Here is a 14,035-nt window from a genome sequence, read left to right on the forward strand (position 1 = left end):
GAAAAATTTATATTCTATTTTAAACAAGCTTAGCCTGATATTTGTATTTATCATAGTAATGGACAAACAATTTCTTCAAATATTACTCGACAAGCATCGTTCGACAGGAACTTACCCTTCGAACACGGAGATTTATCGTTTGGCAAAAAAGTTACTCCGACTAATGTTTCCGGAGAAGACCAATAAGCATTATTTATGCACCGATGATCTTGCCAATAAATTTGCAAAGCAAGAAGAGTTGTGGGTGGAAATGCTCTCTACCATGCAACATGTATTACCAGCGGATGCCAAACGTTTGGTTAAACAATTTATGGACCGGTTGCCTTATGTTTATGAAGTGTTACTCACTGACATGAATGCAATTTTCACAGGCGACCCGGCCTCCAGAAGCGAGTTTGAGGTGGTGCGAACTTATCCGGGCTTTTTGGCTATTGCCTATTACCGATTAGCTCATGAACTGCATAAACTCGATATACCACTAATTCCGAGAATTTTAACGGAACATGCACACTCTAAAACCGGTATTGACATCCATCCCGGTGCACAAATCGACACACACTTTTTTATAGACCATGGCACAGGAATTACCATTGGTGAGACTTGTGAAATTGGCAAACATGTAAAAATGTATCAAGGCATAACCCTTGGGGCATTAAGTGTAAGCAAAAATTTGGCATCGTTGAAACGCCACCCAACAATAGAAGACAATGTGGTAATCTATTCAGGTGCCACCATTTTAGGAGGAGAAACCATTATTGGCCATGATTCTATTATTGGGGGTAACGTTTGGCTGACATCAAGTATAGCACCTTACTCAAAGGTTTACCATCAGAGTCAGAATAAATACATTGAAATGGGAATGGATGAATAATTCAACTGCATTAATTATGAATACAATTACTGAATTAAAGACAAATAAGTTAGTTGACCTTATTGGCAATACTCCACTGGTTGAATTGGCTCGATTAAATACAAAACCAAGTGTTAAAATTCTAGCAAAGTTAGAAGGCGATAATCCTGGAGGAAGTGTAAAGGATCGTGCGGCCTATGGTATGATAAAAGGCGCTTTGGACCGTGGTGAGTTAAAACCGGGCATGAAGCTTATTGAAGCTACCAGTGGTAACACCGGAATAGCTTTAGCCATGATTGCTTGCTTATTTGATGTGAATATTGAGCTGGTTATGCCTGAGAATTCTACCCGGGAACGCGTTTTAACTATGGAAGCTTTTGGGGCTAAGGTTACGCTTACTCCAGCCGAAGGCTCTATGGAAGCGGCAATTGATTATGCTCATGAACAGGTTGCCAAAGGTGGTTATTTAATGCTTAACCAGTTTGCCAACCCTGATAATTACGGCATGCACTATCGTACTACAGGACCTGAAATTTGGCGCGATACCCAGGGCACCGTTACTCATTTTGTTTCGTCGATGGGAACGACAGGTACGATTATGGGAGTTTCAAGATTCTTAAAGGAACAAAATCCTGATATCCAAATTATTGGCTGCCAACCTACTGATAATTCAAGGATACCGGGTATTCGTCGTTGGCCAAAAGAATACTTACCCAAAATATTTGAACCTGAACGTGTTGACCGGATAATGGATATTTCGCAGGAAGAAGCCACTGATACTACTCGTAAACTCGCTAAGCTGGAAGGTGTTTTTGGTGGAATGAGCTCGGGCGGAGCTGTTTCAGCAGCTTTACGCTTGGCAGAAGAGATAAACGAAGGCGTGATTGTATGTATCATCTGTGACCGAGGCGATCGTTATTTATCTTCCGATCTGTTTGGTGTCTAATTCCTAAATCAATATAAATCACATAGCCCATGCCTTAAAAGTATGGGCTATGTTGCGTTTAGATAAAACTTATTAACTTGAGGCATTCAACAAATCATATGTCTGCAAATAAAAAGGTACATTACAGTATTAATGCACTCCTGAAGCCTTTACATAGGGTATTAATTAGTCTGCTATTCTCATTGGCAGCCTTTTTCATATTTAAAAATGCTATTCATAGCTTATTGATCCTAATCGTTTTTTTATGGGATATATTTGCTTTTAGCTTTGTAGCATCCAGCTGGATAGTTTTTTTTAGTTTTTCGGTGGATGATATAAAACACCATGCCCGGCAAGAAGACGGCAGTCGAATATTTGTTTTTGTAATCGTTTTACTTTCTTCTTTTGCGAGTATGTTCACAGTTTTACTGCTAATGCTTTCAAAAGATTATTCGCAAATTTCTGCTTTCTCCTACCTGATTATCGTCATTGTCGCTATCCTATCATCATGGTCGTTGGTTCATACAACTTTTACCTTTCACTATGCAAAGCTGTTTTATAATGACGATGAAATGGGAAGTCCTGTTGGAGAAGGCCTGGAGTTTCCTAAAGAAAAGAAACCCGATTATATTGACTTTGCTTACTTCTCATTCGTTATCGGAATGACTTTCCAGGTTTCGGATGTTGAGATATCATCAAGAATTATTCGAAGAACTGCACTTTTACATGGTTTGCTTTCTTTTTGCTTAAACACGTTTGTAGTGGCGCTCACTATTAATATTATTGCAGGGTTGAATAAATAAGTTATTTCAACTCTTAACATCTTATAGTGATTTTACTAATATTCAATACCTATTTATTTTCAGCCGTCATTCGCTTCCAATCATCCGTTCTGAAAGGAAAGGCAGGTAAATTTTCACTGCTATATAAACTTGCATCGGCAGGGTTATCTTCCCAGGCATAGCGAACGGCTATTGGTTGCGAGATACCGTTTTGATAAACCTTTACGGTGTTTTTGTCAATAATAGTAGCTTCGGCCCAAACAAATTGCTGATTTGCACCAGCTATTGCGAAACCACCCAACCACGAAGCCTGATCCTTCATTTTAAGACCCGAACCAACGTTATCGAATTTAACTAATGCAAAACCCTCCTTAAACTCCACCGATTTAAAACGAGGCCCCGGACCAACTTGTGAAACTTTATAAACTGTTCGTTCGGCTTCCCAAGCTAGGCGCAGACCTACATCCTGTTTATTGGTTGGATGAATATTACCGGCATCTCCTAAATCAATAGCGGTAATCATTCCGGTATTTTTAAGCTTTAGTGTCATATCCTGCGCTTCACGAACCTCTGCCCAATAGGCATTTTGCGGCTGATCCTGTTTCTGATGATGATTGGCCAGCTGCACAAACAGAAAGGGGAATTCGCCTTGTTTAAATTGGGTTCTCCAATCGGTGATCATCCGAGGAAACAGATCGCGGTATTGATAGCCTCTATCCCAGTTCGATTCGCCCTGGTACCAGATTGCTCCTTTGATAGAAAGGTTTACTAAGGGACTGATCATCGAATTATATAAAACTGAAGGCGATGTATTCGGACCAAATTCTTTCTCTGGTCTGTCATAAACCGACAATTTATAACCCACCTTATACTGCCAAGTGCTGGCTAAGGATGCAATTCCGGATGAAGTTTTAATATAGAAATCTTCTTTTTTTGCAGCAAAACCACCGTCGCCTCCATAATTGTTCACTCTGATGGTTATGGTATTTTCACCTTCTTTCAGTAAATTCTTCGGAATAGTGTAGTTACGCATCAGTCCCCATTTATCAGTCGAAGAACCGATTTGAATTCCATTTACAAAAGTTATGTCGCTATTTTGGATATAGCCTAAGCTGGCCATGCAATCTGATTTTAAATCTTCGGCCGTTAAATAAAACTGTTTACGAAACCAAACCACTCCATCCAGGTATTCAAACACACCTTTACCTAAAAACTCCCAGACTGTTGGCAATTGAATTGGTTTCCAGTCGCTGGTATTGATATTATTGCCAGCCCAAACATATTTTCCATCCAATTTTCCCAAATCACTATTATCGAATTTGATCATCCAATTGTCATTCAGTTTCCGATGTTCGTTGTTATAGCTTAATGTATCGAATGTGGCCGTTTGTAATGCTTTATTGCCAAAAGTTGCTTCACCTTTCAATCCATCCACACTGATCCAGCTTTCCACCACTGTTCCACCCCAGCATGAGTGAATTAAACCAATTGGAACGTTCAGTTTTTGATTAAGCTCTTTTCCAAAGAAATAACCTACCGCCGTAAACCATTTAGTTGTTTCGGGAGAACAAACCGACCATTGTCCCCTCGCCTCTTCCTGTGGTTGTAAAAAGATCTTCTTTTCAACCGTAAACAGCCTGATTTGATTATTAGCTGAATGCTCAACTGCAACGGTACCGTTACTAGCATCTTTCAAAGGGAAATCCATATTCGACTGCCCTGAACAGATCCACACATCACCTATTAAAATATCGTTTAAAAGGACCTCATTCGTTCCTTTAATTTTCATTTGATAAGGCCCTCCGGCTTTCATTGCCGGTAAAAGAGCAGTCCATTTACCATTAGCGGCAGTTGTAGCTTTTACTGTTTTATTAGCGAAGTCGATAGTAACAGCTTCACCCGAATTGGCGTATCCCCAAATATTTATAGGCCTATTGCGTTGCAAAACCATATGATCACCCACCAATGCAGGTAATTTTACTTCGGCTTTTAGCGTACTAGCAAAAACAGACAGAACGAAAAGTAAGGCGGCTTTTTTCATTAGTTGTTGGATTGTGTTTCGGATGATTTCTGAGGATTATTAAACTTTCTTAACTGCTCGCGGATATAAATTCCGGCAGGAGTTAGTTCTTGTTCAGTCCAGCCACCGTTAACATTAGCCCCTGGCTTTAACAAAGCGGTAGTTTCCTTTTTATCGGTAATGTTCCAGTTGGCCCAACTTAGTTTATGTGTTTCCATCCAATTGAACCAGGTTTCTGTTTTCTTCAAATCGAAAACACCGTCGCCATTAGACTCGCCCACTCCCCATTCGGTGACAAAAAGCGGCAAGCCTTTCTTCATGGCTTTCTCCGCCTTTGAACGTAATCGATCCTGATGATTTGGATCAGAAGCATAGAAGTGAAAAGAATAAGCAATATTTTTAAAGCCTGTAATTGGATCTTTGGCGGTTACATCCACCTCCTGATCCCATTTGGTACTGCCAACAATTATTAAATTATCAGCATCGTATTTTCTGATTTCGTTAATAACCTCTATTGCATATTGTTTAATCACCGGCCAAGACTGATGTTCGGGCTCGTTCCAAATCTCATAGATCACATTTGGTTTACCCGCATAACGTTTTGCCATTTGGACAAAGAATGCTTTTGATTCCTGAAGATGCTTTTCGGCATTATGATCATGCCAATCAATTAATACATACACACCCTTTTCAATTGCCCGATCAATGGTTTGCGTAATTAACTGTAGTTGCTGCTCGGGTTGCTGCAGGTAACCATCATCAGGTTGCACCGCCATGGAAGCACGCAATACGCTGATTTTAAAATCATCCACCAGCCAATCGACAACATTATTATTGTAATATTTCTTTCCAGCCCAAATGCTCCACGACATGCTGATTCCTCTTAGCTGAGGCGGAACACCATTTTTATCGACAATTATATTGTGCTGAACACTTAAAGCTCCATGCTGATCAGTTGCACTGGGAGCAGTTTGTGCAAATGCCGCTGCGATAAGTCCACAAACGGCATTTACAAAAACGAAAAGAAATAGTTTTTTTCTCATTGTTTATTCTTTCTGACCGAGAACTGCTTCAATGGCCGTTAATTCATCATTGGTAAACGATAAATTATTCAAGCTATCGAGGTTGTTGTTGAGCTGTGCCACCGAGCTAGCTCCGATCAATACGGTTGTAATTCGATTATCTTTCAGTAACCAGGCCAGCGCCATTTGTGCCAGCGACTGCTTACGTTGTTGTGCTATGTTATTTAATTGCTGGATCTGTTGTAAACGATGTTCCGTAATATCGCTCGTTTGCAAAAATCCATGTGATTTAGCTGCCCTTGAATTTTCAGGAATTCCCTTCAAATATTTATCTGTTAACATTCCCTGCGCCAATGGTGAAAACGGAATGCAGCCCACGCCGTTTTTCTCCAGCACATCCAGTAATCCGCCTTCTACCCAACGCTCAAACATGGAGTATTTAGGTTGATGGATAAGACAAGGTGTACCCAATTGTTTTAAAATTTCAATTGCTTTTTGCGCTTCCTCGGCTTTGTAATTCGAAAGTCCTACGTACAGAGCTTTACCGCTTCTTACGGCAGTATCCAAGGCTCCCATAGTTTCTTCCAACGGGGTTTCAGGGTCAGGACGATGCGAGTAGAAGATATCCACATAATCGAGTTTCATGCGTTTCAAACTCTGATCTAAACTCGATATCAAATATTTTCTTGAACCCCAATCGCCGTAAGGACCCGGCCACATGGTGTAACCTGCTTTGGTTGAAATGATCAGTTCATCGCGCAAGTTGCCGCTAAAATCCTTTTTCAGGATCTCGCCAAAGTTCTCTTCTGCCGAACCAGGTTCAGGTCCGTAATTATTAGCCAAATCGAAATGGGTTACGCCCCTGTCGAATGCTTGTCTGATTATCGATCGTCCGTTATCAAAAACATCTACCGATCCGAAATTATGCCATAAGCCTAAAGAAACAGCCGGTAATAATAAACCGCTTTTACCGCAGCGGTTGTATTTCATGTCTTTGTAGCGAGTAGTTGAAGGTGTGTACATACTATAGTGTTATTTCGACACTAAATATAATTACCACTTCATAATTTTCTTCAAGAAATCCGTTAATTCTGCAGCAATTACCTGATGTTCGGCTAAACTCGGGTGCCAGTCGCAGCCAGCGTTATAACTTTTTTCGAAACAATGCATGTAAATATCTTTAAAACCCGAAGCCTTTAAAGCTGAAACAACGGCACTTAACTGCTCTTTCTGGAAGTTACGCAGCTTTTCATCGGCCATAGGACTGCTGATGCAAACGATAGTGGCCTTTGGATAATATACTCGTAACAACTTAACGAATGCGATGTAATTATTGCAGAACGCAGTTGCATCCTGAATACCGTCATTTTGCCCTAAACAAACCGAAACCACATCAGGCTGATAATTCTTAAAATCCCACTTGATCTTATTATCACGCATGCTCACCTTGTCAAAAACCTGGGGCATGATAATGTTCATATCGCAACAGCTGTGCATTAAACCAATTCCCGAAACCGACGATAAGTGCCATTGCGCATTAAGCGCCCGGGCTGTTATCGGGCCATAAGCTAAGTAAGCATTATGCTGATCGTGCCAGGCTCCTTTTCCACAAGGAACTTCTGAAACATCAGCTCCGGTACCACAGGTAATGGAATCGCCGATATACTCAATCAAATGTTTTGGTTTGTCGGGCAGAGCCGTAAGTTCCAGGCAGTTAATCCCTGCAAATTCTATATAACCAATATTGGCTTCAGTATCTTTACAAATAAGCACCGTGTGTTCACCCTCACTTAAATTCTCGGCAACCTTAATCACATTGCTCTTCTCTTTCAATTGCATGCGCTGAGGCTTGCCATTATCAACTACAATGGTTATGTAGTTGTGCGACGAACCGTAAAGCACCTCATCATTGATATGAAGCTGACAATACGGGCCCTTAAATCCGATTTTAATATATACTCCAGGCTGCCAGAAACGAGGCAAGTTGGGATTTGAGAAATCGATGCGGCCGGTGTATTGAATGACAGCCTCACTTGCCTTAAAAAAAGCCAATGAATCTGTTACGGAGGCTGCGTAAACCGAACTGCCGATCATCATCAAAATTCCTAAAAGTATATTTCGAAGGTTCAATTTCATCTGCTATTTAATTTCTGTTAAAGCAAGCATCAAAACATCGTGGCCCTGAACTGTTGCCTTTAACACTTTTTTAGTAGTTCCGGCATCTTTCTTCGTCCAAAGGTTTTTCATTTTATATTGACGAACGGCAGTGTTCAATTCTCTTTTCGAAAGTTCATCCACAATAGGCTTTTCCTGCCAGTTAAATTCAATCGACTTAACTTTCGTGCTTCTGTTTAGGAAACAAACCGCCCATGCTCCATTTTTCATTGGTTTTAGCCAGGTTTCAACACTATCACGGGTTTCATGTTTAAAGCCTTGCACACCCAGTGAATCCTGGTTTACGGCAATAACATCTTTATTGGTCAATACGTCTTGGGTTTCTTTGTCCATACTACGAATATCGTTTCCGGCGATCAACGGTGCTGCCAACATGGCCCACATCGAGAAGTGAGCACGATCTTCAGCAGGCGTTAATTGTCCGTTTCCGATTTCCATCATGTCAGGGTCGTTCCAATGCCCCGGACCGGCGTATTTTCTTAAACCATCCTGTTTATCCAGAATCTGCATTACACCAAAAGCTTTCCAGGTGCCATGATCTTTTATACAGTCAAAGCAATTGTAAATATCTCCGGTTGTGCGCCATAAGTGACCCACTTGCGGGCCCCATTCCCAAGGCTTATCATTTCCCCACTCGCAAATGCTTAACACAATAGGTCTTCCTGCTCTGCGTAATGCCGCGGTAATAGTTTTGTAAGCACCATCGGCCTTTAAACCTTCGGTATTACACCAGTCGTATTTTAAATAATCGATTCCCCAAGCCGCATAAGTTATGGCATCCTGAAATTCAAATCCACGACTACCAGGTCTGCCGCCACAGGTTTGAGAACCAGCATCAGAATAAATACCGATTTTTAATCCTTTGGAATGAACATAATCGGCAAGGGCTTTCATACCTGAAGGAAAACGTAAAGGATCAGGATGAATAAAACCTAAGCTGTCACGATCTCCATGCCAGCAATCATCAATATTGATATAGGTATAACCAGCATCTTTCATTCCAGTTGAAACCATGGCATCAGCAATTTGCCTGATCATGTTTTCATCCACATTGCAAGCGAATTTGTTCCAACTGTTCCAGCCCATTGGCGGAGTTAAAGCAAGGTTTTCGTACTTATTGTAATTCTGAACGTAATTGTTTCCTTGAGAGAATGCGGTAATGGTTATTGAAATGAGCAGTGCTAAAAAACTAAACTTTTTCATCTAATCTATATTGGTATAACCTACTTTGTGTAACCCAGTGATTCAACTTTTGAGAGAGAATATAACCCCAGAGTGGCACAGCGTTACACAGAGTATAATAAACTCTTATCTTTTATTTGATTTTATACATCGTTGTGGCGGTTAGCTTGTCGCCAAAGATCATGTATGGATCGTTTTTAAACATTTTAAAATCACTCTCCGCCGGATGACCTTTATAAGGTGTCCAATAAGCGTCTTTAGTATTGGCCCACACCATGGCGTAGCAAAACTCCAGCTTATTTTGTTTCAGCGATTTTAACAAGATCTGTGTGTACCAATCAGATTTTGTAAGTTTTTGCAAACCGGTTTCTGTTAATGCAGCCAGTTTGTTTTGGCGTTTGGCATAATCTGAAACGATTTTAAATTTGTTGGCAGCAGCTGTCGGATTGCTGATCACTTTCATATCGCCGTAATTATCAGTTCCTACCAAGTCAACATAAGCATCACCCGGATAACGCTCTAAATACTGCGCTTCCGAAGTATACGACTCTCCAGGGGACCAGGCATATATAAAGTTATGCACTCCTAACTCATCGCGTAAGTAGGTAACCGTAAACTGGTATAATGCTTTATATTGTTCGGCAGTACAATGTGCTTTGCCCCACCAAAACCAATCACCATCAAATTCATGAAACGGACGAAAAATAACCGGCACCAGTTTGCCATCAGCTCCAACTAATGTTTTAGCATGATCGGCAACTACTTTCAATGAGTTTTTAAACGTTTCATGTTCGCTACCGCCCGGCAATATTTTACTAACCGCTTCCACCGGAGAATCGCTCCAATAAAAACTCCCTTTTGAAACCGGGTTACCATAATGCCAGCTATAGGTACAAACTCCACCACGGTTATATGCTTCAATAGATAACTGACGTGCGATTTGCTTTTCATACCCAAACCAACCCCAGGTATCATCAAAGAAGCCCGAAATCTGCAAATAATCAAAACCATATACAGCCGGATAGGCCCCGGTAACATCTTTCACATCCGACTTTAAGCTAGACACACCCGAAAACTGTTGTTCATTGGCCCATTGTGTACTCGCATCGGTAACACCTCGTTTGGTAGCATCCTGATGACCAAAAAGAACGTTGGTTTTAGCCATTTTCTTCAGGTTATAAAACAGGGCTGCCGTTTCTTCTGTAGCGTTTTTATCCGTTAACCATGAGCGAACAGTTGCCAGTGAAGGTGGAGGTTCCACTACCGGAGGATCAACCTTTGGATCATCGGGCGTTGGATCATCGGATCCTTTTTTACATGAAGCCAATAGCACAACCCCCATTAGGAGGGTTGCAGCTATCGATTTATATAAATTATGTTTTCTCATTTTGGGTTGTATTAAAAACTGTTACGAAAGCACGTTAAGCATACCCTTTAGAGGGTTACAGATTTCCTAAGTATTTAAAATCAGCTTTTAGGCCACCAACCGAAAGCACGAAATCGCCGTTTTCGGTAACACGCTGCAATGAATGATTGATGAATGAAAGTTTGTCATTATCAATTGTGAACGAAACCGTTTTTGTTTCGCCCGGTTTCAATTCAATCTTATCAAATGCACGCAGACGCTTAACTTCAGGGGTAACGGATGCCACTTGATCGCTTACAAAAAGTAAAACCGTTTCTTTTCCGACAACACTGCCGATATTGCGCACATCAACAGAAACCGTAATGGCATTAGCATCGGTTAATTGATTACTGCTTAGTTTAAGATTTGAATAACTGAATGAAGTGTAACTCAAACCAAAGCCAAACTCCCATTGAGGGTTAAATCCACCCCATTGGTCAAACTCTAACGTTTCGGAGTATTTATGGTAGTAATTATGCAAGCTGTTTGGATGACGAGGATAGGTATATGGCAGTTTACCACTTGGATTCACTTTACCCAATAAAACATCAGCCACCACGTTCCCGCCTTCATTACCCAGCAAATAGGTATGTAAAACTGCTGAACTTAATCCTTCAATTGACGAAATAACTCTTGGACGACCTTCTGTTAAGACAAAAACGATCGGCTTTCCGGTTTTAGCCAAAGCTTTGGCAAGAGCAATCTGAGGAGCCGAAATAGTAAGATCATCAATATTTCCCGGAGTTTCGGTATAGCTGTTTTCACCTATACAAAGCACAATCACATCCGTATTTGCTGCTTTAGACACCGCTTCGTCAATGTTCTTTTCTTCAGAAAACGTTACACCTTCGGCATACTCAACATTGGCAGCACCAAAACGATTCTGTATAGCTTCTAAAATGGTGTTCTTGTCTTTTTCAGTTTCGTTACTGTTAGTTCCCTGCCAGTTACGACTCCAACCGCCATTTAATACACGCATTGAGTTAGCTGCCGGTCCGCAAACCAATAGTTTTTTACCGTTAGAAAGAGGAAGGACGTTGTTAGCGTTTTTCAGCAAGGTGATACATTCAGCGGCAGCGTCATAATTTACCTTGTTATGCTCGGCACTGTTCACTAATGGATAATCTTTGTTATTTCCGCTTGGATTATCGAACAGGTTTACCTCATATTTTACCTTAAGGATACGTTTTACGGCATCGTCGATACGGCTCATTGGAACTTTCCCTTCCTTTACCAAAGCGATCAAATCTTCGCAGAAAGTATAATCCGTTGGTACCATGCTCATATCAATCCCTGCGTTAATTGCGATCATCACCGCTTCTTTATTATCTTTTGCAATGCGATGACGTTGATACAGGTATTGTATGTCCTGCCAGTCGCTTACAGCAAAACCTTCGAACTTAAGCTCTCCTTTTAGGATATCGGTCAGAATATGTTTGTTAGCATGAACCGGAAGCCCATTTATTTCACCACTGTTTACCATTACGGTTTTGGCACCTGACTTTACAGCAGTAGCAAACTGTGGCAGAAAGTATTCACGCATTTCACGTTCCGGTATCCAGGCTGGTGTACGGTCGTGCCCGCTCAATGGCATGCTGTAGCCCATATAATGTTTTAAACAGGCCGCAACATGATACTTGTCTGTTACCTGATTATTTCCCTGAAAGCCTTCAACAGTAGCTTTACCCAACTCTCCTACCAGATACGGATCTTCACCAAAGGTTTCCCAAATGCGTGGCCATACAGGTTGACGACCCAGGTCAAGTACCGGGCTGAAAGTCCATGGAATAAAAGAAGCACGAGTTTCATAAGCCGAAATTTGTGATGCTTTCTGTATCATCGATGGATTAAACGAAGCCGCCTGTGCAATTTGCTGAGGGAACAGAACGGTATTAAGCGTATAATTATTTCCGCGGATAGCATCAATACCATATAAAACAGGAACTTTCAAACGCTCTTTCAAGGCCATTGCCTGAATAGTTTGAATAAGTGTTTGCCAGTTCTCTTTGGTTTGAGCATCACCACCGATATTCAAAATTGAGCCTACTTTGTGTTGCTGAATACAAATGGCAAGTTTTGCCGGGTCAATTTCATGTGGTTCGTTAACAACTCCATTGGTTGTTTTCAATAAAGCTTCAACACTGATTTGGGTCATCTGCCCCACTTTTTCTTCCAATGTCATTTGCCCAACCAACTGATTCACTTTTTGATCAATCATGGTAGACGGATTATTTTGAGCATATCCTGTTAACATTGATGCAGAAAACAGGTATGTAAGCAATTTTCTTTTCATTATTTGTTGTTTGTTGCACTGGTAAACTTTTTAATTAGTTTCCAGGTTGATTTATCACTATCGAATACTGTATTTAATCCTTGTTCTTCCTGAGGAGGATCACCCATAAAGTCATCTCCCTCTTTCCAAAATGTTTGTCCTTTTACTGGGCGTGCTGTACCGCCAAACGACCAGAAATTACACCCGGCTACCGAACCAGCATTTACCACACTTTTTTGCCATTCAGAAAATATGGCGTTGTAGTAAGTATCACGCGCTGTAGTAGTTGCCTGAGGCGAAAACGAATGCAGGTCTCTTGGCAATCCGAACTCTTCTACCACTAGAGGTTTTTGAAGTTTATCGGCTATTTTTTGCTGTTGAATAATGTATCGTGTTGATTTTGCAATCACTGAATCGAGGCCTTGAACAATGCTGGTGTCTTTAAACCAGCTCCAGTTTTTTGGCCAAATATGCAATGTGAGATAATCTATTTGTTTAGGCTGATGAACCTGTTCGAACAATTCTGCCGATTCATCAGTACCCATGATGCCTTCAGTTCCAAGAGTTACCAAATGGTTGTTATCCATTGACTTAATAAACGATGCCATTTCTGAGGTCCATTTTTTATACGCCTCAACCGCTGAAGTGCGCATTGGTCTTGGCTCATTGGCCAGCTCCCAGGCCATAATAGCTGGATCGTTTATATAAGCTATTTTGCTGTACTTATTAACACGATTTACAATCAGGCTCACCTGTTTTTTGTAATCGCTTATACAAGCATCGCAACTGTAAAATTTACTGGTGTTGTCTCTCAAGTCATCCCAGTTGAGTTTACTTTTCATTGTAGAGTCGGTAATTGCTTTGTTCCAGCTTAAATACTGAAGAAAGCCGCCGCTCCATTCCCAATTATTGCTCAAGAAAAGCACCGCATGCATTTTGCGTTTACCCATCTCAAACAATAAATAATCTAAACCTTCTAACAAGGTTTCATCAAATTCGCCATGCTTAGATTGCAAGGTAGGCTTAACCCGTTCAACACCGTTCACTAATCCAACGCCCTCTGAACCGGCCAACACCCTTAAATTGGTAACACCATGCGCTTTTAAAAAATCGAGCTCTTTTTTTAGTCGTTCCTTGCCGTGTTTTTTGTCTTTTACCAAAGCCAGTAAACCGCCATACCAATAATTGGTGCCGATATAATAGTAAGGTTGATTATTTACTACAAACTGGTTGTTTTTAACCTTTACAAACGGAGATTGGGCAAAGGTTGCAGAAGCAAACAATGCAGCTATAAGCACAAAAAAGGAGCTTCGGATTACGCGCATACACTAATTTTTTACTACGTTTTGAATTTATTAGTCATAAAAAAACCTGCCCATTACCGATTTGTAACCATAATGGG

General features: G+C 40.9%; 11 protein-coding genes. 3 read left to right on the forward strand and 8 right to left on the reverse strand.

The window, feature by feature from the left end:
- Positions 1 to 58 precede the first annotated feature (58 nt).
- From NF867_RS06520 to NF867_RS06530, 3 genes are all read left to right on the forward strand, one after another.
- Positions 59 to 871, forward strand: coding sequence for a serine O-acetyltransferase (locus NF867_RS06520; RefSeq protein WP_252586978.1), 813 nt, complete (start codon positions 59 to 61; stop codon positions 869 to 871).
- A gap of 16 nt (positions 872 to 887) precedes the next feature.
- On the forward strand, positions 888 to 1,796 hold the full coding sequence (gene cysM, locus NF867_RS06525; RefSeq protein WP_252586980.1) for a cysteine synthase CysM: 909 nt from the start codon (positions 888 to 890) through the stop codon (positions 1,794 to 1,796).
- 98 nt (positions 1,797 to 1,894) lie between these two features.
- Entirely contained in the window at positions 1,895 to 2,578 is a 684-nt protein-coding gene (locus NF867_RS06530; RefSeq protein WP_252586981.1) for a DUF1345 domain-containing protein, read from the forward strand.
- Between the two features lie 49 nt (positions 2,579 to 2,627).
- Here NF867_RS06530 and NF867_RS06535 read toward each other — a convergent pair whose 3' ends face one another.
- From NF867_RS06535 to NF867_RS06570, 8 genes are all read right to left on the reverse strand, one after another.
- Positions 2,628 to 4,598, reverse strand: coding sequence for a sialate O-acetylesterase (locus NF867_RS06535; protein ID WP_252586983.1), 1,971 nt, complete (start codon positions 4,596 to 4,598; stop codon positions 2,628 to 2,630).
- On the reverse strand, positions 4,598 to 5,620 hold the full coding sequence (locus tag NF867_RS06540; RefSeq protein WP_252586986.1) for a glycoside hydrolase family 5 protein: 1,023 nt from the start codon (positions 5,618 to 5,620) through the stop codon (positions 4,598 to 4,600). Before NF867_RS06540 ends, NF867_RS06535 begins: the two co-directional genes overlap by 1 nt.
- A 3-nt stretch (positions 5,621 to 5,623) precedes the next feature.
- Positions 5,624 to 6,622, reverse strand: a complete 999-nt coding sequence (gene mgrA / locus NF867_RS06545) for an L-glyceraldehyde 3-phosphate reductase (protein ID WP_252586988.1) — start codon at positions 6,620 to 6,622, stop codon at positions 5,624 to 5,626.
- Between the two features lie 30 nt (positions 6,623 to 6,652).
- Complete coding sequence (locus NF867_RS06550; RefSeq protein ID WP_252586991.1) at positions 6,653 to 7,735, reverse strand: SGNH/GDSL hydrolase family protein; 1,083 nt, start codon at positions 7,733 to 7,735, stop codon at positions 6,653 to 6,655.
- A gap of 3 nt (positions 7,736 to 7,738) precedes the next feature.
- Positions 7,739 to 8,977 carry a glycoside hydrolase family 27 protein gene (locus NF867_RS06555; protein ID WP_252586992.1) on the reverse strand — a complete coding sequence of 413 codons (1,239 nt, stop codon included), beginning with the start codon at positions 8,975 to 8,977 and terminating at the stop codon, positions 7,739 to 7,741.
- Positions 8,978 to 9,089: 112 nt separating this feature from the next.
- Positions 9,090 to 10,343 (reverse strand): glycoside hydrolase family 26 protein, encoded by a 1,254-nt coding sequence (locus NF867_RS06560; protein WP_252586994.1) that lies wholly within the window; start codon positions 10,341 to 10,343, stop codon positions 9,090 to 9,092.
- 55 nt (positions 10,344 to 10,398) lie between these two features.
- A complete protein-coding gene (locus NF867_RS06565) occupies positions 10,399 to 12,654 on the reverse strand; it encodes a glycoside hydrolase family 3 N-terminal domain-containing protein (protein WP_252586996.1) in 2,256 nt (751 codons plus the stop codon).
- The gene (locus NF867_RS06570; RefSeq protein WP_252586999.1) at positions 12,654 to 13,958 is read right to left on the reverse strand and encodes a glycoside hydrolase 5 family protein; all 1,305 of its coding nucleotides are present in this window, start codon (positions 13,956 to 13,958) and stop codon (positions 12,654 to 12,656) included. Before NF867_RS06570 ends, NF867_RS06565 begins: the two co-directional genes overlap by 1 nt.
- Positions 13,959 to 14,035 lie beyond the last annotated feature (77 nt).

The sequence above is a fragment of the Solitalea agri genome, assembly GCF_023914155.1.
Lineage (GTDB): Bacteria > Bacteroidota > Bacteroidia > Sphingobacteriales > Sphingobacteriaceae > Solitalea > Solitalea agri.